General features: G+C 46.9%; 21 protein-coding genes, 1 rRNA gene and 1 other annotated feature (1 of these 23 only partly in view). Of the genes, 20 read left to right on the plus strand and 2 right to left on the minus strand.

Annotated elements, in window-relative coordinates; genetic code table 11:
* Positions 1-98: a binding site (T-box leader), on the plus strand (it extends 119 nt beyond the left edge of the window).
* Positions 99-186: 88 nt separating this feature from the next.
* From glyQ to AB3351_RS13920, 17 genes are all read left to right on the plus strand, one after another.
* Positions 187-1062, plus strand: coding sequence for a glycine--tRNA ligase subunit alpha (glyQ, locus tag AB3351_RS13840; protein ID WP_371147717.1), 876 nt, complete (start codon positions 187-189; stop codon positions 1060-1062).
* 3 nt (positions 1063-1065) lie between these two features.
* Positions 1066-3141: a glycine--tRNA ligase subunit beta gene (gene glyS, locus AB3351_RS13845; RefSeq protein WP_371147718.1), complete on the plus strand. Its 2076-nt coding sequence runs from the start codon at positions 1066-1068 to the stop codon at positions 3139-3141.
* Between the two features lie 206 nt (positions 3142-3347).
* Positions 3348-3989, plus strand: coding sequence for a helix-turn-helix transcriptional regulator (locus tag AB3351_RS13850; protein WP_371147751.1), 642 nt, complete (start codon positions 3348-3350; stop codon positions 3987-3989).
* 13 nt (positions 3990-4002) lie between these two features.
* The gene (locus AB3351_RS13855) at positions 4003-4830 is read left to right on the plus strand and encodes a pyruvate, water dikinase regulatory protein (RefSeq protein ID WP_371147719.1); all 828 of its coding nucleotides are present in this window, start codon (positions 4003-4005) and stop codon (positions 4828-4830) included.
* A gap of 230 nt (positions 4831-5060) precedes the next feature.
* Entirely contained in the window at positions 5061-5525 is a 465-nt protein-coding gene (locus AB3351_RS13860) for a YaiI/YqxD family protein (RefSeq protein WP_371147720.1), read from the plus strand.
* Positions 5526-5603: 78 nt separating this feature from the next.
* Complete coding sequence (dnaG, locus tag AB3351_RS13865) at positions 5604-7433, plus strand: DNA primase (RefSeq protein ID WP_371147721.1); 1830 nt, start codon at positions 5604-5606, stop codon at positions 7431-7433.
* A 29-nt stretch (positions 7434-7462) separates the two neighbouring features.
* On the plus strand, positions 7463-8593 hold the full coding sequence (gene rpoD, locus AB3351_RS13870; protein WP_371147722.1) for an RNA polymerase sigma factor RpoD: 1131 nt from the start codon (positions 7463-7465) through the stop codon (positions 8591-8593).
* A 93-nt stretch (positions 8594-8686) separates the two neighbouring features.
* Positions 8687-9559: a hypothetical protein gene (locus AB3351_RS13875; RefSeq protein ID WP_371147723.1), complete on the plus strand. Its 873-nt coding sequence runs from the start codon at positions 8687-8689 to the stop codon at positions 9557-9559.
* A 185-nt stretch (positions 9560-9744) separates the two neighbouring features.
* Positions 9745-10887, plus strand: a complete 1143-nt coding sequence (locus AB3351_RS13880) for an acyl-CoA dehydrogenase (protein ID WP_371147724.1) — start codon at positions 9745-9747, stop codon at positions 10885-10887.
* Between the two features lie 117 nt (positions 10888-11004).
* Entirely contained in the window at positions 11005-12651 is a 1647-nt protein-coding gene (locus AB3351_RS13885; protein ID WP_371147725.1) for an AMP-binding protein, read from the plus strand.
* 157 nt (positions 12652-12808) lie between these two features.
* On the plus strand, positions 12809-13537 hold the full coding sequence (locus AB3351_RS13890) for a tRNA (adenine(22)-N(1))-methyltransferase (RefSeq protein WP_371147726.1): 729 nt from the start codon (positions 12809-12811) through the stop codon (positions 13535-13537).
* Entirely contained in the window at positions 13513-14628 is a 1116-nt protein-coding gene (locus AB3351_RS13895) for a Nif3-like dinuclear metal center hexameric protein (RefSeq protein ID WP_371147727.1), read from the plus strand. The genes AB3351_RS13890 and AB3351_RS13895 overlap by 25 nt, the downstream gene beginning before the upstream one ends.
* A 58-nt stretch (positions 14629-14686) precedes the next feature.
* Positions 14687-15193: a C4-type zinc ribbon domain-containing protein gene (locus AB3351_RS13900; protein WP_371147728.1), complete on the plus strand. Its 507-nt coding sequence runs from the start codon at positions 14687-14689 to the stop codon at positions 15191-15193.
* A 145-nt stretch (positions 15194-15338) separates the two neighbouring features.
* A complete protein-coding gene (locus AB3351_RS13905) occupies positions 15339-16238 on the plus strand; it encodes an acyl-ACP desaturase (RefSeq protein ID WP_371147729.1) in 900 nt (299 codons plus the stop codon).
* 74 nt (positions 16239-16312) lie between these two features.
* Positions 16313-17533: a CapA family protein gene (locus AB3351_RS13910; RefSeq protein ID WP_371147730.1), complete on the plus strand. Its 1221-nt coding sequence runs from the start codon at positions 16313-16315 to the stop codon at positions 17531-17533.
* A 100-nt stretch (positions 17534-17633) separates the two neighbouring features.
* Positions 17634-18425, plus strand: a complete 792-nt coding sequence (locus tag AB3351_RS13915; RefSeq protein ID WP_371147731.1) for a basic amino acid ABC transporter substrate-binding protein — start codon at positions 17634-17636, stop codon at positions 18423-18425.
* A gap of 259 nt (positions 18426-18684) precedes the next feature.
* Positions 18685-19413 (plus strand): hypothetical protein, encoded by a 729-nt coding sequence (locus tag AB3351_RS13920; RefSeq protein WP_371147732.1) that lies wholly within the window; start codon positions 18685-18687, stop codon positions 19411-19413.
* A gap of 33 nt (positions 19414-19446) precedes the next feature.
* On the opposite strand, the gene AB3351_RS13925 is transcribed toward AB3351_RS13920, so the two are convergent.
* Together AB3351_RS13925 and AB3351_RS13930 are read right to left on the minus strand one after the other, a co-directional pair.
* A complete protein-coding gene (locus AB3351_RS13925) occupies positions 19447-20748 on the minus strand; it encodes a TldD/PmbA family protein (RefSeq protein WP_371147733.1) in 1302 nt (433 codons plus the stop codon).
* Positions 20745-22133 carry a TldD/PmbA family protein gene (locus AB3351_RS13930; RefSeq protein ID WP_371147734.1) on the minus strand — a complete coding sequence of 463 codons (1389 nt, stop codon included), beginning with the start codon at positions 22131-22133 and terminating at the stop codon, positions 20745-20747. Before AB3351_RS13930 ends, AB3351_RS13925 begins: the two co-directional genes overlap by 4 nt.
* 85 nt (positions 22134-22218) lie before the next feature.
* Between AB3351_RS13930 and AB3351_RS13935 the strand changes: the two genes are divergently transcribed.
* The 3 genes from AB3351_RS13935 to AB3351_RS13945 form a co-directional block, all read left to right on the plus strand.
* The gene (locus tag AB3351_RS13935) at positions 22219-22476 is read left to right on the plus strand and encodes a GIY-YIG nuclease family protein (RefSeq protein WP_371147735.1); all 258 of its coding nucleotides are present in this window, start codon (positions 22219-22221) and stop codon (positions 22474-22476) included.
* Positions 22477-22518: 42 nt separating this feature from the next.
* Positions 22519-22722: a gamma-type small acid-soluble spore protein gene (locus AB3351_RS13940; RefSeq protein ID WP_371147736.1), complete on the plus strand. Its 204-nt coding sequence runs from the start codon at positions 22519-22521 to the stop codon at positions 22720-22722.
* 221 nt (positions 22723-22943) lie between these two features.
* A 23S ribosomal RNA gene (locus AB3351_RS13945) occupies positions 22944-23394 on the plus strand; the annotation flags it as partial.

The following is a 23394-nucleotide window of genomic DNA, read 5'->3' on the forward strand; positions in this document are numbered from 1 at the left end:
GGATCGGTTTATGCCGGTGCTGTGCGCTTTGCAGCGTGATAGTGCAGCATACACTGTTCAAATAGGGTGGAACCGCGGGAGAAGCTCCCGTCCCTATGTCGTATGAGGATCATTCATACCACATAGAGACGGGGGCTTTTTGTTTTTCCGTCCGGAATGAAAAAAATAGGGAAAAGAGGTACGATCATGAATTTCCAGAACATTATTTTGTCACTGCAAAATTTCTGGGCCAAGCAAAACTGTCTTATCGTGCAGCCATACGATGTAGAAAAAGGTGCTGGTACGATGAATCCGATGACATTTTTGCGCTCGATTGGTCCTGAGCCGTGGAATGTCGCATATGTAGAGCCGTCCCGCCGTCCCGCTGACGGACGCTATGGTGAGAATCCGAACCGTCTGTATCAGCATCACCAATTCCAGGTGATTATGAAGCCGTCTCCGGATAATATTCAGGAGCTGTATCTTGATAGTCTGCGTGAGCTTGGCATCGATCCGCTCGCCCATGATATCCGCTTTGTCGAAGATAACTGGGAATCACCGACGCTTGGTGCGTGGGGTCTTGGCTGGGAAGTATGGCTTGATGGTATGGAAGTGACCCAATTTACGTATTTCCAACAAGTGGGCGGCATTGATTGCAGCCCGGTTGCCGTAGAGATTACGTACGGCTTGGAGCGTCTGGCTTCTTATATTCAGGACAAAGAAAATGTCTTCGATCTAGAATGGGTAAACGGTTTTACGTACGGTGATGTATTCAAGCAAGCTGAGTATGAGCATTCCAAATACACATTTGAAGTATCGGATGCAAAAATGCTGTTTGACCTGTTCTCTACGTATGAAACAGAAGCGAAACGCTGCATGGAGCAGAAGCTTGTATTTCCCGCCTATGATTATGTGCTTAAGTGCTCTCACACGTTCAATTTGCTAGATGCCCGAGGTGCTATCAGCGTGACGGAACGTACGGGATATATTGGTCGGGTACGCAACCTCGCGCGTGAAGTGGCGCACACATACTATCAGGTTCGGGAAGAGCTTGGCTTCCCGATGTTGAAGAAGGAGGTCTAAGCCATGAGCAGAACGCTATTCTTAGAAATCGGAACAGAAGAGATGCCGGCTCGCTTCGTTGTAGGAGCTTGCGAACAACTGCAGGAAAAAGTGGAGAAGTGGTTGGACACCAACCGCATCTCCTATGGCGAAGTGATGAGCTATGAGACGCCGCGTCGTTTTGCTGTCATGATCAAAGAAGTGAAAGAACAACAGGCAGATATTAATGAAGAATTGCGCGGTCCCGCTAAAAAAATTGCCGTGGATGAGAGCGGAGCATGGACAAAAGCTGCGCTTGGCTTCGCACGCGGTAAGGGGCTTGCACCGGAAGATCTATATTTGAAGGAAGCGGGTGGTGTCGAGTATGTATTCGCCCGCAAGCATCAGGCCGGACAGCCGACCGCTGATCTTCTGCCGCAGCTGACAGATCTTATTACCGGTCTCTCTTTCCCGAAAAATATGCGGTGGGGTGCACATGAGCTGCGCTTTGTTCGTCCGATTCGCTGGATGGTCGCTCTGTTTGGTAGCGAGATTATCCCGCTTGAGATTGCAGGTGTTCAGGCGGGAAGAGAGACGCAGGGTCACCGCTTCCTTGGACAATCCGCACAGATCGAGAAGCCGGAAGAGTATGTATCTGCTCTTGCAGAGCAGTATGTGCTCGCAGACCCGGCAGAGCGTAAGCAGCGTATTATTGCTCAGATCAAAGAGTTGGAAGCGGCCAACGGCTGGTCAGTTCCGATTGATGAAGGATTGTTAGATGAAGTTGTTCATCTTGTTGAATATCCGACGGCGCTATTTGGCAGCTTTGAAGAAGAATACTTAGAAATTCCGCAGGAGGTTCTCGTTACATCCATGCGCGAGCATCAGCGTTATTTCCCGGTACAGAATGAGGAAGGGGAACTGCTCCCGCATTTTGTTACCGTACGTAACGGAAACGATCGGGATATTGAGATAGTAGCGCGCGGGAATGAAAAGGTTCTTCGAGCTCGTCTATCCGATGCGCGTTTCTTTTATCAGGAAGACCAAAAGATGCAAATTACAGATGCGCTGGCGCGTCTTGAAAATGTTGTATTCCATGAAGAACTCGGTACAATCGGGGATAAAATTCGCCGCATTCAGCAAGTCGCGGCGGCTATCAGCAAATCCGTTCAACTTTCCGCAGAGGAGATGAATAAACTTGCTCGTGCGGCTGCCATCAGTAAGTTTGACCTTGTAAGCCAAATGGTATATGAATTCCCAGAATTGCAAGGGATTATGGGCGAGCGCTATGCCCGTCTGGCAGGTGAAGACGAAACGGTTGCCCAGGCGATTTTTGAGCATTACTTGCCGCGCTTTGCCGGAGATGTCCTCCCTACAACAAATGAAGGAGCGGTACTTAGTATCGCCGATAAGCTTGATACGATTGTTGGCTGCTTTGCTATCGGCATCATTCCGACCGGATCACAGGACCCGTATGCATTGCGCCGTCAAGCTTCTGGTATCGTACAGATTTTACTTGATAAAAAGCTCTCGATCTCATTGGATGAACTATTCGATGCTGCTCTTATCATTCTAGATAGCAAGTCGCTCTTAAAGCGCAGCAAGGACGAGATCAAAAGAGACCTGCGTGAATTCTTCACGCTGCGCCTGAAAAATATGCTTCAAGAGCAACACGTACGTTACGATGTAATTGATGCGGTACTAAGTGCCGATGCGTCACACGTCAAGGAAGTTGTCGATCGTGCTCATGCACTCATGCATGCTGTAGCAGATGAATCGTTCAAGAGCATTGTTGAATCATTCAATCGGGTAAATAACCTTGGGCAGAAAGCAGCAAGCACAGAGGTGGATGAGAGTGCCTTTGAGACGGAGGCGGAGCGTACTCTGTGGAATGCATTCACACAAGTGAAGCAGGATGCGGCTGCATTGCTTGAAGAGAAGGCATTTGATAAGGCGCTTTCCCGGATGGCAGAACTTAAGCCCGCGATTGACACATTTTTTGATCATGTTATGGTTATGGTAGAAGATGAGAAGGTTAAGAGAAACCGCCTGGCAATGCTTGCCTCGATCGCTGCGTTTGTCTATCAAGTAGCCGATTTCAGTAAGATCGTATTTGCCTAAGCTTTTCTAGCACATGATAAGGGAAGGACCTGCTATATGCTCCCGTTTACAATGGTATGACGGGACGGCAGGTCCTTTTGTTTTTAATTTTTTCTTGTACAAAATGATTTGCAGGAGATGCTTTTGGTTTTATAGTATATACTATATGTAAAGAAATACATGATTTAGTATGTCATATAATGCTCCAATACAGGAGGTGAACAGTCATAGAACTCACGAAGCGCCAAGAATATATAGTTGAGATTGTCAAGAGTGAAGGGCCGATTACAGGGGAGCAAATCGCAGAGCGTCTCTCGCTTACGCGTGCGACACTGCGTCCTGACTTAGCCATTCTTACTATGGCTGGATTTTTGGATGCCAGACCCAGAGTAGGATATTTCTATACGGGAAAAGACAGCAATCAGTTGATTAAAGAGGAAGTCAGTCGTAAAATTGTGAAAGACTACAAAGCCCCTCCTATCATTATCAAAGAATCGAATTCTGTATATGATGCCATCTGTACATTGTTTCTCGAAGATGTAGGCACATTGTTTGTCGTCAACGGCAAAGGACAGCTTGCGGGTGTCGTATCACGCAAAGACCTGCTGCGGGCTGCGCTCGGCAAGCAGAACCTTGAGGATATGCCGGTCAGCATCATTATGACCCGGATGCCGAATATCATTACATGCATGCCGGATGATACGCTTCTTGATGCGGCCAAAAAGCTAATTGACTATCAGATCGATTCTCTGCCTGTGGTACGTCAGATGGCTGAGGGAGGGAAGACCGCATACGAAGTAGTAGGGCGCGTCACGAAGACGACGATTACCCGCGGATTTGTAGAACTTGGCAACGAAATCCACGTATAGACAAGGAGGAAATATGGTCCCTAATTTTTTGCAAGACGCCACCGTTTATGTCGTTTCTGATTCTGTCGGAGAGACCGCTGAATTTGTAGTAAAAGCCGCATCAAGTCAATTTGCGGGCTGCTCCCTGCAGGTTCGTAAGTTTCCTTACATAGAAGATGAAGGGACGTTGAACGAAATCGTCCGCGCTGCGGCTGAATCCAATGCGATTATTGCCTATACGCTTGTTATTCCTGCATTGAAGGAACATATACAAAAGGCAGCCATTAAGCAAAATGTAACGGCCATCGACATCATGAGTCCTATCGTCGGAGCGCTTCAAGACTATTTAGGTCAGGAGCCAAGCAATAAACCCGGTCTTGTACGTAAGCTTGATGAGGATTACTTCCGTAAAGTAGATGCGATTGAATTCGCAGTCAAATATGATGACGGGCGTGATCCACGCGGCATTCTGCGTGCCGATGTCATTCTGATCGGTGTCTCACGCACATCGAAGACACCGCTGTCGATGTATTTGGCAAATAAGCGGTTTAAGGTAGCGAATGTTCCGCTTGTACCGGAAGTAGCTCCTCCGGAAGAACTCTTCCTTGTGCCAAAAGAGAAGTGTATCGGGCTGATCATTAATGCAGATCAGCTTAACATGATCCGCACCGAACGACTCAAATCCCTAGGTCTTACTGCGGAAGCGAACTATGCAAGCATGGAGCGCATTAAGCATGAATTGGAATACTCGCACAGCATCATCGCTAAAGTCGGCTGTCCTGTTATCGACGTCTCAAACAAAGCGGTCGAAGAAACAGCCAATATTATTATGCAGATGATCAAACGCAATGTGAAAAAATAAATGTAATACATGAGCAAATGGGAACCGCTAATGATCTGAACCTCTTGTAAGCAGGAGCAGCAGCGGTTCCTTTTGTATTTGCGAACGGCTCGTTTTTTCTACGGCTCTTTCGCAGCAAAGAAAGCCAAATAGAGAAAAGAAGCTGCCTTCTCTCTTTCGACAACTTTCGAAATTGACAAACTATAAGACATGTGCAGGAAAAACAGTTTGCCATGTAGAATACTAGCGTCATGGAGAAAAATAAGCTTGAGATATGGGTAGATGCAGATGCCTGCCCCGTAAAAGATAGTATTCTCGAAGAGGCTAGTCGATGCGGGATTTTCGTGAATTATGTCGCATCCTACAATCATCGGCTCTCCTTATCCCATCCGCTGGCTCGCCTTATTACCGTGGATGCCGGCTACCAATCTGCGGATATGTATATCGCTAATCATATACGTGCCGGAGATATCGTCATCACCGATGATTATGGCCTTGCCTGCCTTGCATTGGGAAAAGGATGTGCGGCGTTAGGATCAAGGGGAGATGGGTATACTAGAGACACTATCTCTTTTCTGCTTATGAACCGCCATATCTCACAGCAAGTAGCAAAAGCAGGAGGCAAGCGCAGAGGTCCAAAGCCGCTGGCCAAAGAGAAAATCGATCTTTTTCGACAAAATCTACGAAAACTTTTACGTAAAGAAGAAGGAAATTAAGGGGTCTTGACGAATATTAATAATCCGTTGCCCTTTTATGCAACTAGAAAGGCCGCATAGGAAGTACAGGTGAGGAGTATGGCAGGAAAAATTCCAGAAGAGATCATTGAGCAAATACGCTCAAAGAATGACATTGTTGATGTTGTTGGACAGTATGTTCATCTCAAAAAAACAGGGCGCAATTATTTCGGGCTTTGCCCGTTTCATTCCGAAAAAAGCCCCTCGTTTGCTGTACACCCTGATAAACAGCTCTTTCGTTGCTATGGATGCGGCGAGTCAGGCAATGTTTTTTCTTTCGTGATGAAAACAGAAGGCTTGGAGTTTCCGGAGGCGGTGCACAATCTAGCCCAGCGCGTGGGAATTGATATACCGAGAGAGGAAAGCACCCCCGAGAACGAGAAGGCACGAAAGCGGAAGGAAAGCATGCTGGCTGCACACGATCTGGTAGCTAAATTATATCATCATCTTCTGTTGAATACAGATCATGGAGCCCAGGCACGCAATTATCTCTTGAATCGGCAGATGCAACTTGCTACAATTGAAGAGTTTGGTTTAGGATACAGCCCGGATAAGTGGGATTTCATCGTTCAGTTTCTTGAGAAGAGAGGATTTTCCCTATCATTGATGGAGGAAGCGGGCCTCTTAAGTCAAAAAGATAGAAACAGTCGAGTGTTTGACCGGTTTCGTGGACGGGTGATGTTTCCCATCCACAATTCGCAAGGGCAAGTGGTTGCGTTTGGCGCTCGTACACTAGGAGAAGACCAACCTAAATATTTAAACAGCCCGGAAACGCCGTTGTTTAACAAAAGCCAACTGCTATTTAATCTGCATCGCGCACGCTCTATGATCCGACGACAGCAGGAGGCCGTATTGTTTGAAGGGTATGTCGATGTGATCTCTGCCTGGCAGGCAGGGGTGCATAATGGGATCGCTTCGCTTGGTACGTCGCTTACCGAACAGCAGGCACGTATCATTCGACGCAATACAGACACCGTAATTTTATGCTATGACTCAGATAATGCGGGAATTGAAGCTGCTTTTAAGGGGGCGGATCTGCTGGTTTCAGCAGGCTGTACAGTAAAAGTGGCACAGATGCCGCAGGGGATGGACCCGGACGATTACATCCGGCAATATGGCGGAGATAAGTTTAAGCAGGATATTCTATTGAATGCAGCTTCGCTCACGGCCTATCGACTCCAGGTGATTCGTTCCCACCACACACTGCATGATGAGACGGGTCGGATGAAGTTTATTCATGAAGCGCTTGAAGAAATCTCTCGTCTGCCGAGTGCGGTGGAGCGTGATCATTATATCCGCCAGATTGCTGAGGAGTTTCATCTCTCTCTTGATGCGATGAAGCTAGAGCAGAAGAAGATTTTTAAACAGCAAAAAAAGGCAGGAAATAGGGATAATCGTGGAGACGGATGGAATAATAGTATAGATAGTAGCAGATCTGTCGCCGAAAAACCAATGCTGCCCGCCTACATCAAATCCGAGCAGTATTTGCTTACGTTAATGATGCATGATGCGGAGATTGCGGAGCAGGTGCAGGCAAAGGTAGGAGCTGATTTCGCAGTGGAAGATCATGCGGTATTAGCTGCTCATATCTACCGATATTATTTGGAAGGATATACCCCGGATCCCGCACGGTTTATCTCCTTTCTGCAGGACGAAAAGCAACTGGTTGAGAAAGCGTCCGAACTTGCGATGACGGACGTACAGGCCCATCTTTTTTCGCCGCGTACGGTAAATGATTATATTGAACAGGTTGTGCGGAATGCCAAAAAGGTGCAGGTCGAGACATTGGAAAAAGAGCGACGGATGCACGAACGAGCGGGTAATAAAGTGGAAGCGGCTCGAATTAGCCTTGAGCTGATTCCCTTAAAAAGATTTTTAGAAAACAAGTGAAGTGAAGAGTGCCGGAAGGAGGGAACACCATGACCAAGAAAACAGAAAGCAAGCCTGATATGGAATTGACCCTTGATCAAGTCAAAGACCAATTGGTGGAGCAAGGGAAAAAACGCGGGGTGCTTACGTACAAAGAGATCATGGAACGCCTCTCTACCTTTGATCAAGACTCGGATCAGATCGACGAATATTTCGAATATCTGAACGATCAAGGAATTGAGGTTATCAACGAAACAGAAGAGGGAGGTCATGATGAAATAGCACCGCAGCAATCGGATGGAGATGATTCGGATGATTACAGCTTCGATGACTTATCTGTTCCGCCCGGAGTAAAAATCAATGACCCCGTTCGTATGTATTTAAAAGAGATTGGCCGTGTACCGCTTCTGTCTGCAGAAGAGGAAATCGAACTTGCCGAGCGGATTGAACAGGGAGATGAAGAGGCAAAACGCCGTCTTGCCGAAGCGAACCTCCGTCTAGTGGTCAGCATTGCCAAACGCTATGTTGGACGCGGCATGTTGTTCCTTGATCTGATTCAGGAAGGGAACATGGGGCTAATCAAAGCCGTTGAGAAATTCGATTATCGCAAAGGCTTTAAGTTCAGTACGTATGCAACGTGGTGGATTCGCCAGGCGATTACGCGTGCGATTGCCGACCAAGCACGTACGATTCGGATTCCGGTGCATATGGTTGAGACGATTAATAAACTCATCCGCGTATCCCGTCAATTGCTTCAAGAACTGGGCCGTGAACCTTCCCCTGAGGAAATTGCAGAAAAGATGGATCTCACGCCAGAAAAGGTTCGCGAAATTATGAAAATTGCACAGGAACCTGTTTCATTAGAGACGCCGATTGGCGAAGAAGATGATTCGCATCTAGGCGATTTTATTGAAGACCAGGATGCATTGGCTCCATCGGATGCAGCAGCTTATGAGCTGTTGAAAGAACAGCTTGAAGATGTGCTCGATACGCTGACGGAGCGGGAAGAGAACGTATTGCGTCTTCGTTTTGGACTTGATGATGGTAGAACCCGTACGCTTGAAGAAGTGGGCAAAGTCTTCGGCGTTACGAGAGAGCGTATTCGCCAAATTGAAGCCAAGGCATTGCGCAAGCTTCGCCACCCAAGCCGCAGCAAACGACTCAAAGACTTCCTAGAATAGCATCGTATGATCGATTGTAGACAGCCTGCGTTGCATTGATTGCGTAGGCTTTTTCTTTTTTCTTTGCATGCACTCATACAGGAGGTAAGGCTGATGAAAGAGCAGAGAAAGAAAATAATTACGAATGAAATCGAATATTGGCGCCGAAGCAATCTTCTTCCTAGTCATTATTGCGACTTCCTTCTGAATCTGTATACCGAAGGTGAGGCCGCTAACAACAAAGAGGGAAAAGATACCCGTAACGAGACGGGAGCTGCAAATGAAGCGCTTCCTCCATTCTCCATTCCACAATTCGAGTGGAAATGGGGCGGGATTGCAGTATTTATGATTGTCATGCTTTATCTTGCTTTTCATTTTACCGATTTTACTTTAACAATGCAAATGACCCTGATTGGATTTTTGACGCTTTTGTTCTATATATTGGGTTTTATCAAGAGAAAATCAAATCTCTCTAGCCATTTATTTCTCGGTCTTGCTTCTATGCTGCTTGTATTAGGCGGTGTCTATGGGATGGAACTCTATGGCTATACCGGCTCCGCAGTTATCATATATCTTGCCTGCGCCTGTTTGATCTGGTATGTAACCGGTATTTGGGCCAAAAAGCGATATTTATCGTTTTGTGCGCTGCTTAGCTTACAAGGAATCTACGGATGGATTACATATCATAAGTCGTATGAGCACTTTTCTTGGTGGCAGATGGAGGCTTACTGGCTTCCCATAGCGATTGTGCTCATTGTTCTTGGGCTGGTGTGGAAGCGTCGCCAGCAGCAAACCTCGGCGACATTATTCTTCTGCGGTATTGTTGCGTTGTTTGGGGGCGAGCTGGCAGGGTTGTTTATTCCGGAAGCTGATCAAGATTGGCTTTTGTATCTGTTATATCTTAAGATTTTTACTGCCTCCTTTTTGTTGCTTTCCCTTAAGAATTTTTGGTGGGTATGGTTTAGTGCACAAAGGCCGCTTCGGTAACCGATTTCTTCTTGAAATCGGTTTCTTTTTTTATTTGAGTAGGAGGAAATCTTGGGAAAATGTAGAATAAAGTAAAAGTAAATAATTCTGAAAAGTTAAATCAGTAAGAATTGTAACCGCTTTATTAATCAAACTATCGAAACTGAGCTAGCGCTCAATCATAATGTAGGAAGGGTTGGGAACGTATGGATTTCACACTCACCGAAGAGCAGCAAATGATTAAGAATGTTATTCGTGATTTTGCGGAAGGTGAAGTAGCACCCGGTGCAAATGAGCGAGATAAAACAGGGGAATTCCCGCTAGAGGTCTTTCAAAAGATGGCCAAACTAGATTTGATGGGGCTTCCGTTTCCTGAAGAATATGGCGGGGGCGGAGCAGATACGATCAGCTTCGCTATTGTTGTAGAAGAATTGAGCCGTGTATGCGCTTCTACCGGCATCACATATTCCGCACACGTATCCCTAGGAGGTGCTCCGATCAATATGTTCGGTACACCCGAGCAGAAGAAAAAATATTTAACTCCTATTGCGCGTGGAGAATACTTCGGTGCATTCGGATTAACTGAACCGAATGCTGGATCTGATGCAGGCGGTACGCGTACACTTGCTATCAAGGATGGAAATGAATGGGTCATTAACGGTTCCAAGTGCTATATTACGAATGCAAGCTACGCGAAAGCGCTTGCGTTGACAGCCGTTACGGATAAGAGCAAAGGGACGAGCGGCATTACTGCATTCATTGTTCCTACGGATGCGGCTGGTTTTTCCGTTGTAGCCGATTATGAGAAAATGGGTCTGCATGCCTCCAACACGACACAGCTCTTTATGGAGGATGTACGCGTGCCGCATGAGAATATTCTAGGCACGGAAGGAAACGGTTTTAAGCAGTTCCTAGCCACGCTAGACGGCGGTCGTATTGGCATCGGAGCGATGGCAGTGGGCATCGCACAAGGCGCCTACGAAAAAGCGCTCGCCTATGCTAATGAGCGCACACAGTTTGGTAAGACGCTGTCCAAATTTCAGGCGATTCAATTCAAACTCGCTGATATGGCGATGAATATTGAGCTTGCCCGTACAATGATATATAAAGCAGCATGGCTGAAGGATCAGGGACGTAAATTTTCCAAAGAAGCAGCTATGGGTAAATTGTTCGCTTCTGAGATCTGCATGCGCGTCTGCGATCAAGCTATTCAGATCCATGGAGGAAATGGCTACATGAAGGAATATCAGGTAGAGCGCTTCTTCCGTGATGCCAAGCTGCTTGAGATTGGTGAAGGAACATCTGAAGTGTTGCGTATGGTTATTTCGCGTGAGATTGGGTGCAAATAAATAGGCAGCTTGAAGGCGGAGGATGAAGCGGCCAAGGGGATGTAACCGCTTTTTCTGACCGTCGCTGCCTTTACAATCTTATTGAAAATCAATTGTACATATAAGGGAGGAATCAGAGTGAGTGAACCGGCATCAATTACGATTGGGGAACTGATAGATCAGACAACAGCCAAATTCCCGAATAAGGATGCGGTGGTCTATCCGGAGCTAGGGCTTAGGTATACGTTTTCTGAGTTTCAGGCGCTTTGTAACCGTGCTGCCAAAGGATTGATTTCCTTAGGGATTAAGCCGGGTGAAAACATTGCCATCTGGGCGACGAATGTGCCGGAGTGGGTTACGACCCAATTCGCATCCGCGAAAATGGGCGCTGTGCTCGTTACTGTTAACACTAGTTATCGGGTTCACGAACTCGAATATCTATTGCGGCAGTCTGATTCGACGACATTATTGCTGATTGATGATTTTCGTGGTGCGAGCTATACAGATATGCTGTATGAGATTTGTCCGGAGCTCTATGAATGTGAGCCAGGCCAGCTGCAATCCAAGCGGCTTCCACGCTTGAAGAATGTCATTCTTATTGGCGCTAAGCGCAAGCCGGGCATGTTTATGTGGGATGATATACTTGCTCGTTCATCAGATGTATCCGATGAAGAACTGATGCGTGTGCAGAACAGTCTCGACCCTGATGATGTGATCAATATGCAGTACACGTCCGGGACGACCGGATTTCCTAAAGGTGTGATGCTCTCACACAAGAACATTGTCAACAATGCGATCAACGTGGCGGCTTGCCAGAACATTACGGAGAAAGACAGCATCTGCATACCCGTTCCTTTCTTCCACTGCTTCGGCTGCGTCATGGGTACGCTGGCTAGCGCAGCAACCGGTGCGACGATGGTGCCAATCATTTCGTTTGACCCAATTAAGGTGCTACGTGCCGTACAGGATGAAAAATGTACAGCCTTATATGGGGTTCCTACGATGTTTATCGCTGAATTAAATCATCCTGAGTTCGATAACATTGATTTATCTTCGTTACGTACAGGGATTATGGCGGGTTCGCCGTGTCCGATTGAGGTGATGAAGAAAGTTGTGGATGTAATGGGCGCAAGCGAGATTACCATTGCATACGGACAGACAGAATCTTCTCCGGTGATTACACAGACGCGTCCGAATGATACGATTGAGCAGCGTGTATCCAGTGTAGGACGGGTGCTGCCGCATGTAGAAGCCAAAATCGTTGATCCGGCCAGTGGTGAAGAGCTGCCTATAGGTGAGCAGGGCGAGCTGTGCACGCGTGGTGTCCATGTTATGAAGGGATACTATAATATGCCGGAGCATACGGCAAAAGCGATTGACAATGAAGGCTGGCTGCATACGGGAGACTTAGCTACGATGGACGAGAACGGATACTATAAGATTACAGGCCGATTAAAGGATATGATTATTCGCGGCGGAGAAAATGTATACCCGCGTGAGATTGAAGAATTCCTCTATCAGCATCCAAAAGTGCTCGATGTCCAGGTGGTGGGTGTACCGGATGAGGTGTATGGGGAACAGGTGCTTGCCTGCATCAAAATAAAGGAAGGCGAGACGCTCACGGTAGAAGAAGTAAAAGAATTTTGTTCCGGAAAGATCGCTCGGTACAAAATTCCTCACTATGTACAAATTGTAGACGAATATCCAATGACCGCTTCCGGCAAAATCCAGAAGTTCCGCCTGCGGGAGGACGCGATGAAGGAATTCGGTTTACAGGCTAAATAACTAAGGACAATGCATGGTGCTTGCAGTGTCATCAAAAGAAGAGGCGATCCGCAGATGAGGATCGTCTCTTCTTTAATTTTTGCCTACTACGTTGTTAAATTTTCTATGAGAATGGTAATCTAGTAGGGATAGCATAAATGAGGAGCGAAATGAATACATGATTGAACTTTCACAGCGGTTACGAATAATTGGGGATATGGTTAAGCCGGGAAGCCGTGTTGCTGACATCGGTTCTGACCATGCATACCTTCCTACATATTTAATTCAAAAAGGGATTGCTTCTGCTTGTATTGCAGGCGAAGTAAACAAAGGTCCATGGCAGTCCGCTACACGCCAGGTACAATCAGCAGGGCTTTTGGCTCGTATTGATGTCCGGCTAGGGGATGGCCTTGCGGTTCTCGGAAAGGGAGAAGCGGATACAGTCTGCATCGCGGGAATGGGTGGAAGTCTCATTGCTTCTATTTTAGAGCGTGGATCGGAAGTGCTTGAGGGCGTGACACAGCTTCTGCTGCAGCCTAATGTAGCAGCACCCCTTGTCCGGCGTTGGCTGCTTGCCAATGGTTGGCAGCTTAATGAGGAGAAGATCATAGAAGAAGATGGGATTATCTACGAGATCCTAGAAGCCATACCCGGAAGTCCGGAGCTTCCATATGAAGATGGAGGACTTTCAAAAGAGGAATTGCTTGAAATCGGTCCGTATTTATGGCGGGAGAAATCCCCTATACTCATAAAGAAATGGGAGCAGGAGAGAGAGAAGCTGCGTGCAGTACAAGCACAATTGGCACATGCGAAGCAGCCGGGTGCAGAGCAGAAAAAGCAGGAAGTAAGCGAAAAACTTACATGGATGGAGGGAATTATAGCATGTATGCAAATGGACAAAGAATAATTCAGTACTTCGAACAGTTTGCCCCGAAGCATTTGGCGATGGAGGGAGACAAAATTGGTCTTCAGGTAGGTACATTAAATAAAGAAGTGAAGAAGGTTATGATCGCGCTAGATATACTTGAAGAAGTCGTGGATGAAGCGATTGCTGAGGAAGTAGACTTGATCATTGCGCATCATGCGGTCATTTTCCGTCCGCTGAAGAACCTGCGTACGGATATGCCTGCCGGCCGCTTATACGAGAAACTGATTAAGCACGATGTCGCTGTCTATATCGCCCATACCAATCTCGATGTTGCTGAGGGTGGCATTAACGATCTTATGGCTGAAGCGCTTGCGCTGAAGGAAGTGGAAATCCTAGAGCAATGGCATGAACAAAAGCTGAAGAAGATCGTTGTATATGTGCCGGTCTCCCACGTAGAAGCTGTACGTGAGGCAATGTCGCAGGCTGGTGCCGGTTCGATCGGCAATTATAGCCATTGTACGTTTGGTGTACAAGGAACAGGTACCTTTATGCCGGAAGAGGGAACGAATCCTTTTATTGGAGAAAAAGGAACGCTTGAGAAGGTGGAGGAAGTGCGGCTTGAGAGCATCGTACCACAAGAACTTCAGTCTCGTGTGCTCAAGGCGATTCATAAAGCACACCCGTATGAAGAGGTCGCATATGACATATATCCGGTAGAGCAGGCGGGTACCACCTGGGGCATCGGCCGGATCGGCAAACTGTCAGAGCCGGTATCGCTGCGCGCCTTTGCTGAACAGGTGAAACAGGCTTTTGATGTAAATGGAGCTCGTGTGGTTGGTGATCTGGATCGGCAAGTACAGAAGGTGGCGGTGCTTGGCGGAGATGGCAACAGTTTTGTCTCGAAAGCGATGTTCCGTGGTGCTGACGTACTGGTAACGGGGGATATTTATTATCATACAGCCCATGACGCGATGGCGGGGGGGCTATCGATTGTTGATCCTGGGCATAACATTGAGAAAATCATGAAAACAGGCGTGAAAAATATACTAGATAAACGTCTGCAAGAAGATAAGCTAGAGACGGAGATTGTTGTATCTATAGTGAATACAGACCCGTTTACCTTTCTATAAATAAGGTATAGGTTATAGGAAACCGATGGAGAGAATTTGATTCTGCGGGAGAGAGAACATGATGATGGAAGCAAGAAAGCTGCTCGAATGGCACCAGGCCAAGGAAAAGGGCAGGGTGGTGCAGAAGGAACTTGATGAATGGAAAGCAAAAGAAGAGGGGCTTACGACAAGACGACAGGAAGCGGAAGCCAAAATCAGACAGATCGGCAAGCCAGCGTCTGATGATATTGATGCTCAGATTGCACTAAAGCTTGCGGAGCAGGAGCTATGGCTCGTTGATAAGGATGCGGAGCGATTCATGGAGGAGCGATTCGAGAAGGAGTTTGCGCTGCGGGAGAAAAAGCGTGAATGGGATGAGAAAGTTGCCAGTAAAGAAGCCGAGCTTAGTAAGGAAGCGCTTGCGCTGTATCATGACATTCAAGAGAATATGAAAAATCCGGTAGTAGAAGTAAAGCGTCGTTCCTGTATGGGCTGCTTTTTACCACTGTCTGTTGCAAAAATGGAGGAGTGGCATAAAGGTAAATCGTTTGTCTTATGCGATGAATGCGGACGTATTCTTGTTTAGCATTCGATAATGAGACGAAAATCGGAATTGTGTACAAAAAGGCTGACATCTTTTGTGAGCATGGTATAATACCGATAAAGCTATGTTTGCAAGCATAGTGCGAATAGTGAAAAAGACCAACCGTAAGGGGAAAAGAGGATTTACTTTGTTATCAAGCCATTTAGATCACCGTTTGGAGAAGAAATTCAAGGAGCTATACGAGATTCATTTAGAGCGGTCTCGCAAGGTTGATTGGAGCTATCACGAATTTTTGCCATGGGATAAAGGCCAAGATTTCCGGCGCGTACCGTATGAGCCCGGTCAGGGTAATTTACCGGATAGTTTGCGTCTGGCCGTAGAGACAGCGTTGCTAACGGAAGTAAATCTCCCATGGTTTACGAGCTATCTGAATGAAACATTTAAAGGGTCATTCTCAGTCATGCATGATTTTATTCATACGTGGACAGCGGAAGAGGACCAGCATTCAAGCTTGCTGGAGACATATCTGCTGCTGACGCGTAATGTTGATCCGAGCCGCCTGCATGAGTTGCGCAAACAGACGGTAGAAGAAGGCTGGGTCGGCGACTTTACCACGCCGTTAGAGACGCTTGCTTATACTACGTTGCAGGAGTTGGCAACGATGGTATTTTATAATAATGTCGCTCGTGTAGCAAAGGATCAAGACCCTGATCTTGCAACGCTGCTGCGCCGTCTTGCTAAAGATGAAATTCTGCATTATGCTTTTTATCGGGACGCGGTAAAAGCGCATTTAGAAGTAGATGAGAATTATATTTATCATATCGCCGCCGTTATGATTAACTTTACGATGCCGGGTGCCGTCATGCCAGATTATGACGAGCGTATGAGCGTCATTGCCCGTGAAGCATCCTATGGCCCGGTAGAATATTTCGATCAAGTATTTGAAGTGCTTATAGATTACTGGTGCATTCCGCAGATACGTCCAAGCATGCCGGAGGCTGAGGAAGCCAGACAGCGTGTGCTGAAGCACTATGAACGACTGAAAAGAGTCTGCAGCCGCCTGCGTGCGATTAAAGCGCGCAGCTAGCTTGTAGATCACGTGCAGCAAAGACCTGAGCCCGGATGATAATCCGGGCTATTTTTTTGAAAGCGGGAGAAGAAATGATGAATTTGGAATTCTATGGGCTGGTAAAAAATTTACGCGAATACCGATTGGATCGCAATATCACGCTGAAGGAGATCGAACAAGCAACAGGAATCACCCAGCAGCGGATGAAGCGGGTGGAGCAGGGGACAAGTCCGATTACTGTAGAAGAAGTAGAGGTGTTGCTTGCCTTCTATGATGCAGATATTAATGACATCATTGCCCACAATGATTTAAAGGCACCCAAAGAAGGACAGCAAAAAGCAATGCAGGTCATGCTGTGGACAGCGCTTCTTGTGGTACTTGGCTATGGTGGATATCAAGGCTATGCGATGCTAAAGGAGAAGGCACCTGCCCAGGCAAGCCGCGATGCAACGGTTGCCGAGATTATGAAGCAGCAGCCAACAGGAGGCGATGAGAAGGTAAGTGATCTGCTGACTGAGTCTAAGACTGCTCCACCATCTGCACAAGCACCTGCATCATCTGCTGAACAGAAAAAACAGGCGGTATCATCTACCTTCCGCCTTGTGGTATATGGTGACCGTCCGTATCATACCGGTGGGATCAAAAAACTTGCCCCTGCGGATTTTCACCTGTTTCCTGTATCTCATTTTGTTGTTGGGCAAGGCATCCCAGAGTGGATCAGCGAAGCGGCCAAACAGGGACCGACAGCGATTGATGTGGCAAATGTTGATATTTTGCGGACGCAAAGCCGCAGCAGTATTCAACAAGAGATTGAAGCCCTGCAAAAGAAGCAGATCAAAGTAATGGGCTATGGCTCCGCTGATACAGTATTCCGTCCTCAGATATTTGAGAAGAACGGCATAAAATATGGGGTAATGACATATACGCGAGTAGTTCCTGCTGTGGAATGGAAGGCGGAAGGCAAGCAGATCGGTGTGGCCGATGCATATGGAAAACACATCTTTGAAGATATTCAGCGGGCGAAAAAAGAAGTCGATGTGCTGGTATTGACCATGTATTGGGGAGGGGAAGGGCAGACAGTACCTGAAAAATATCAACGGGATTTTGCTCATGACCTATTGGATGCCGGAGCGGATATGCTTATCGGGCATCGGAATCCGATCCTGCAATCGCATGAAATATATAAAGGGAAATACATTTTTTATAATATTGGCTCAGCTCAAGTGGACATTCAATACGATCAGAAAAGTATTAAAGAGGTTGCGCTTATCCAGGGCAGTGATCGGCGCGTGCTTTCCCCTACGAAGAAGTAAAATAAAAGGTGATAGGCAAAATGTTTTGTTGCCTTCCCATTCGCTTATATGTATAATTATCAACATAAATTAATAAATATACTCAAAGGGGAAGCAGAAAATGACAGGATGGAAAAAGGCAGGGATTTTGTTTCTTATTATTGTAATGGGATTGATGACAGCCGCTTGCGGCGCCAATGAAGAGAAGGCAGTGAAAGGTGATGCGAATGCAGACAAGAAAATTGTGGCTGTAACGCATGCGCAGTTCCCGCCGTTTGAATATATGAGTGCACAGGGCAAACCGGAAGGCTTCGATATCGATATTATTAATGCGATCGGCAAAGAGCTTGGCTGGAAGGTGGAAGTGCAGGATACAGGGTTTGATGGTGCGCTTGAGCAGGTGAAGAACGGTAAGGCCCAGGTAGCCATCGCAGCCATTACGATTACAGAGAAGCGTAAGCAATCCTATTCGTTCTCTGATCCGTATTTTGAAGCAAAGCAGTTGATCATGGTACCGGAGAATTCACCGGTGAAGACACTGCAGGATATAAAAGGGAAAAAAGTAGCCGTTCAATCCTCTACCACGGGAGCCATTCTGGCGGAAGAAATTCTGGGTAAAGGCAGCAAGGATGTGTATCAGTTCGAAGATCTCCCGTCCGCGATGGATGAGCTGTATAACAAGCGTGTCGATGTAGTGATCGGCGACAATGCGCCGATGCTGGCACAGATGGCGAAAGCATCAAAGCCGGGCTTTAAGACAATTGACGACCCGAACGTACCTAAAGAGTCATATGGTATTCTTATGAATCAAAAGGATAAAGAAATGACCAAGCAAGTCAATGATGCACTGAAGAAGCTGCAAGAAAACGGAACATACGATGAGATTTATAAAAAGTATTTCGCACAAAAATAATTCGGTGCAATTGAGTCCGAATGCTGCATGCCCATTGCTGTTCGCAATGGGCTGTATTTTTTTTTATTCCCACATTTTCTTTATTCCTGTTACAATAGAGGATGTTATAGCAATCTGGCATTCGCCATCTAGCATTGCGTATATCATCGGGCAATGCATTCATACATAATGTTGAAGCGGATTCGACCCGGTAAGGCCGCGGTTTCGTAAAATGGACTGCGATATACAGGCGTTGTTTAGGCAAAGGAGTTTGACGTAGATGAAAAGAAAATTAAAAGTGGGCGCAATCGCATTGTTTGCGTCGTTAACGGTATTAACCGGTTGTAATACGAAAGTGATCGAACATGAGAATCAGGCGCTGAAAACAGAACTAGAAAACGTAAAAAAACAGCTAAGCGAAAGCCGCCAGCAGACGAAGCAGGTTACTGAAGAGAAGGTAAAAGTAGAAAAGGCAATTGAGCCGCTGAAAAGCGCTGAAGCGGATGAGCAGACACTGCCGCACCTCGCATACTTTATGGAGCAGCACTCCCGACTGGCATTCCGCAGTGCATATGAATCAAGTCTTCCGCTGATCAATGGGGAAGGCGGGGCTAAGATAAAGGAGATTGCACTTACACAATTCAGACATGCATTGGCACCGCATGCCACACAGGAATACATTGATGGTGAGGTAAGCCGCTTAGAGGATTCGTGGAAGGGCAAAAACCAGATTGTCTTCCCAGTAGATAAGGTCAAACAGATTACGATGAAACAAAAAGATGAAAAGCGCGCAGTGGTTGAAGCGTTGATTATACGCTCAAGCGGCATGCAGCAATCCAATATGAATCAGCCTCCGGTAAGTGAGGACATGCTTATGACGATTACTGTGGATAAAACCGACATGGGGTGGAAGCTTACGAATACACAAACCGTTGCGGTTTCAAAAACGCAGTCTACTACAACACCACCGACGAGTCCAACAGAAGATACGACAAACAAACCCTCCTGATCCAATCAAGAGGGTTTGTTTTTTTGCGATCTATTAGCTCGAAATTGCAGCACTCTCAAATAAAATGGATGGCGCTCCATATTGACTGTGTCCCCCCGGCATCGAGAAGTCAAAGTCATTCGCCTTTTTTACGATCTGAGCGAATAGGTCGAAGAAGTTATGGGCAATCGTAATTTCTTTGATTGGTGCAGCAATATGCCCATTCTCGATGCGAAAGCCCTGTGCTGCAAGCGAGAAGTCACCGGAGACGGTGTTGGTACCAGAATGAAGACCCTGCACATCTGTAATATAGACGCCGTTATTCATTTCTTTAAATAAGGCATCAAGATCTGTTTCACCGTTTGGAATCTGGAGGCGGTGCGGTGCGATTTGTATCGTGCCTTTGTAGCTTCGAATACCGTGGCCTGTTGGTGCTTGCTTCATCTCTGCTGCGGTGTGCAGGCTGTGAAGATAGCTATTAACCACGCCGTCACGAACTAGATATCGTTTTGCTGTATCCATGCCCTCATCATCGAAGAGGACGCGCTCATGTCCGGACTGCGGATCATCAAATAGGTCAAGGGAACCGAATACCTTCTCACCAAGCTGTCCCTCAAGCCGAGAAGTGCCTTGCAGCACACTTCGCGCCGAGAAGATCGTGCTATAGATTCCGAGCAGCGAGCAGACGACCCGGCGGTCAAGCACGGTGCTATACCGTCCGGTTGGGATCGGTTTACCGCCCAGTTTGCGACGAGCTTTGCTCACTGCCTTGTCAATCAGACTCGCGCGGTCGAGTGAAGCCAAATCGCCAAAATAGTATGCGCTATCAGTCTCAACCTCATCGCCTCGCTTAACGATAACAGACAGGTACGCCATCTGATAGTTGGAGCGGTATGTCTTATTTAATCCGTACGAATTAGTAATGTGCCGCATTCCTTCGCCTATACTTACTTGTGCATTGCTTACATCAGATACTTCTTGCGCTGCCCTTGCTTCTGCTTCAAGGGAGAGGGCAAGCTGAATGCTCTCTTCTTCCGAAAGTACAGGATGCTGATCCTCCCAGCTTCCTTCCTGCTTTTCTGCAAGCAGCGGCTCTTTTTCCTTCATTAGCGATGCATTGTCTTTGACCATATCCAGCAACGCTTCCAATTCACGGGGCTTCCGTCGTTCCGTATAGGCATATCCTGTGCCGTTTAGGTAGGTGCCGCGTACGCCAAGTCCTGAGGTTGAAGTCTTCTTGTACGACTCGATCTTCCCTTCGTAAGCCTGTACGCTGAAGTTTGCAGATTCATTGGTAAGTATCTCAAGCTCTGTGATCCGCTTCTTGCCGGCAAGCTCGAATAATTGCTCCATCATTGGCCGCTTCCTCCAATCGTCAGTTGTGATACACGCAGCGCTGGCTGACCGACATTAACCGGAATCGAGCCGCTGACAGAGCCGCACATGCCTTGACCGGGCAGGAAGTTATCACCCACCATATCGACATCATACATTGTCTGCCGCCCATTGCCGATGAGTGTGGCGCCTTTGACAGGATAGGATAGCTTCCCGTTCTCAATCATATATCCTTCAAGCACGGCGAAATTAAAGTCGCCTGTCGTTGTATTCACACTGCCGCCGCCCATCGTCTTTGCGTAAAGACCATGCTCTGTGCTAGCAATCATATCATCAAGCTTATCTGTTCCCGGTAAAATGTAGGTATTTGTCATGCGGGAGGTCGGCGCAAAGCGATATGACTGCCTGCGGGCTGAACCGGTGGCTTCCATATTCATACGCCGTGCGTTTAACTTATCAATGAGATATCCTTTTAGTACGCCACGCTCAATCAGTACATTCCGTTTGGCGGGCGCTCCTTCATCATCAATGTGAAGCGAGCCCCATTCATTGCGAATGGTACCATCGTCTACTGCCGAGATTTTGTCGCTGACAACTTTTTGTCCTATCTTTCCTGCATAAGGACCTTTGCCTTTGGCGACGGCAGTCGCTTCCATGCCATGTCCGCATGCTTCATGAAAAATTACGCCGCCGAATCCGTTATCAATGACGACAGGCATTTTTCCACCAGGACACGGTTTAGCCTCAAGCATGCGAACGGCCGTATCTGCCGCTGACTCCGCAAGAGCGCGCAAATCAAGTTCATTATAGAACTCAAAACCTTTTTGTGCGCCGGGTGCGATATATCCCCGCTGTTTCTGTCCGTCTTCTGATGCGATGGCTTCAATGAATAGGCGAGTACGAACGCGAGTATCTTCTGCCCATGTGCCTTCAGAATTAGCAATGAGAACTTTTTGCGTCTCATCAAAATAACTTGTGCGTACTTGAGAGATCGCCATATGATAGGCCATGGCGTGATGATTCACCTCAGCGAGTACGTCGCGCTTCTGCTGAATAGACACGACGCGTGGATCGATCTGAGCGAGATGGCGGGGGACGAAAAACTGTTTATGGAATGTAACGGTTTTGTTCTTGCTGCCGTCTCCCTTCGCTGCCTTGGAGAGAAGGCGGGCAGTTTCAAGTAGGTGTTCCTCGTCTTCATTGCTCGTATACGTATACAAGTAATCGTTTTCATGGAAAATGCGTATACCGATACCAAAATCCTGGCCGGAGCGCGCTTTTTCTACTTCGCCTTTGACCATGGAAATATTTTGCTCGATTTTACTCTCAACAAATACCTCGGCAAAATCACCTCCATAAGACAAAGCAGCCTGCAGCACTCGTTCAACGGTTGCTGGATGAAGCATAGTGCATCTCTCCTTTCTTCTTCTTCATTTTATACGATTATAATGTAAGATAGGATACTTAAAATAGAAGGGGTTTAGCAGAAATATGTATTTTGTATATATCCTACAATGTGTTGACGGTTCATTTTACACGGGATGCACAACAAATATGGCGGAGCGCCTTAAAAAGCATAATGCAGGCAAAGGTGCACGCTATACACGCGGACGTATCCCCGTTGAGGTTGTATATATAGAGGAAGCGGCTGATAGAAGCGCTGCGTTAAAGCGCGAATACGCAATAAAGCAATTTTCTAGGCAGCAAAAAGAACAACTGGTCAATGGGTGGAAGAATGAGGATGCGTAAAAAAGTGCAAAGTGCACACCTTAACTACGGGAGGTGAGAATCATGGCTAAACGTACGAAGGCAGGCACGAACATCAACCAAGTACGTCAACAAAACCAAGCTGCTCAACAACAGGCTCAGCAACAAAATCAACAACAATTTGCTACTGAGTTTGGCAGCGAAACGGACGTACAAGCTGTTCGCCAGGCTAACCAACAATCTCAAGCAAAGTCTGCTCAAAAGCAGCAACAGCAAAACCAACAATAACGCACGAAGCTTCATCTTAAGCTCCGGCATGTGTCGGAGCTTTTCTTTATGTGCGGAAATGGAAAAATTTTTTATTTAAAAATGCTTGCACACAATTTTACTACGTGATATATTTGTATATGTCGCCGCTAAATTTTAGCGGAATTGTACTTTGAAAACTGGATAGTGAAGAAAAATGCGCAAGTAGGAAAGATCCAATTGTAAGGTGATAACCCTTTGAAGGTTAAGCTACAAAGGGCGCACGGTGGATGCCTTGGCGCTAGGAGCCGATGAAGGACGTGGCGAACGACGAAATGCTTCGGGGAGCTGTAAGCAAGCTTTGATCCGGAGATGTCCGAATGGGGGAACCCACGATTCGTAATGGGATCGTACTCTTGTCTGAATCCATAGGGCAAGGAGAGGCATACCAGGGGAACTGAAACATCTAAGTACCCTGAGGAAGAGAAAACAATAGTGATTCCGTCAGTAGCGGCGAGCGAACGCGGAGGAGCCCAAACCAGAAGGTTCGCCTTCTGGGGTTGTAGGGCGTCTCACATGGAGTTACAAAAGACAGTCATAGACGAAGCGGTCTGGAAAGGCCCATCAGAGAAGGTAACAATCCTGTAGTTGAAATGGCTGTCTCTCCGAGACGTACCCTGAGTAGGGCGGGACACGTGAAACCCCGTCTGAATC

It is taken from the genome of Aneurinibacillus sp. REN35, assembly GCF_041379945.2.
Lineage (GTDB): Bacteria > Bacillota > Bacilli > Aneurinibacillales > Aneurinibacillaceae > Aneurinibacillus.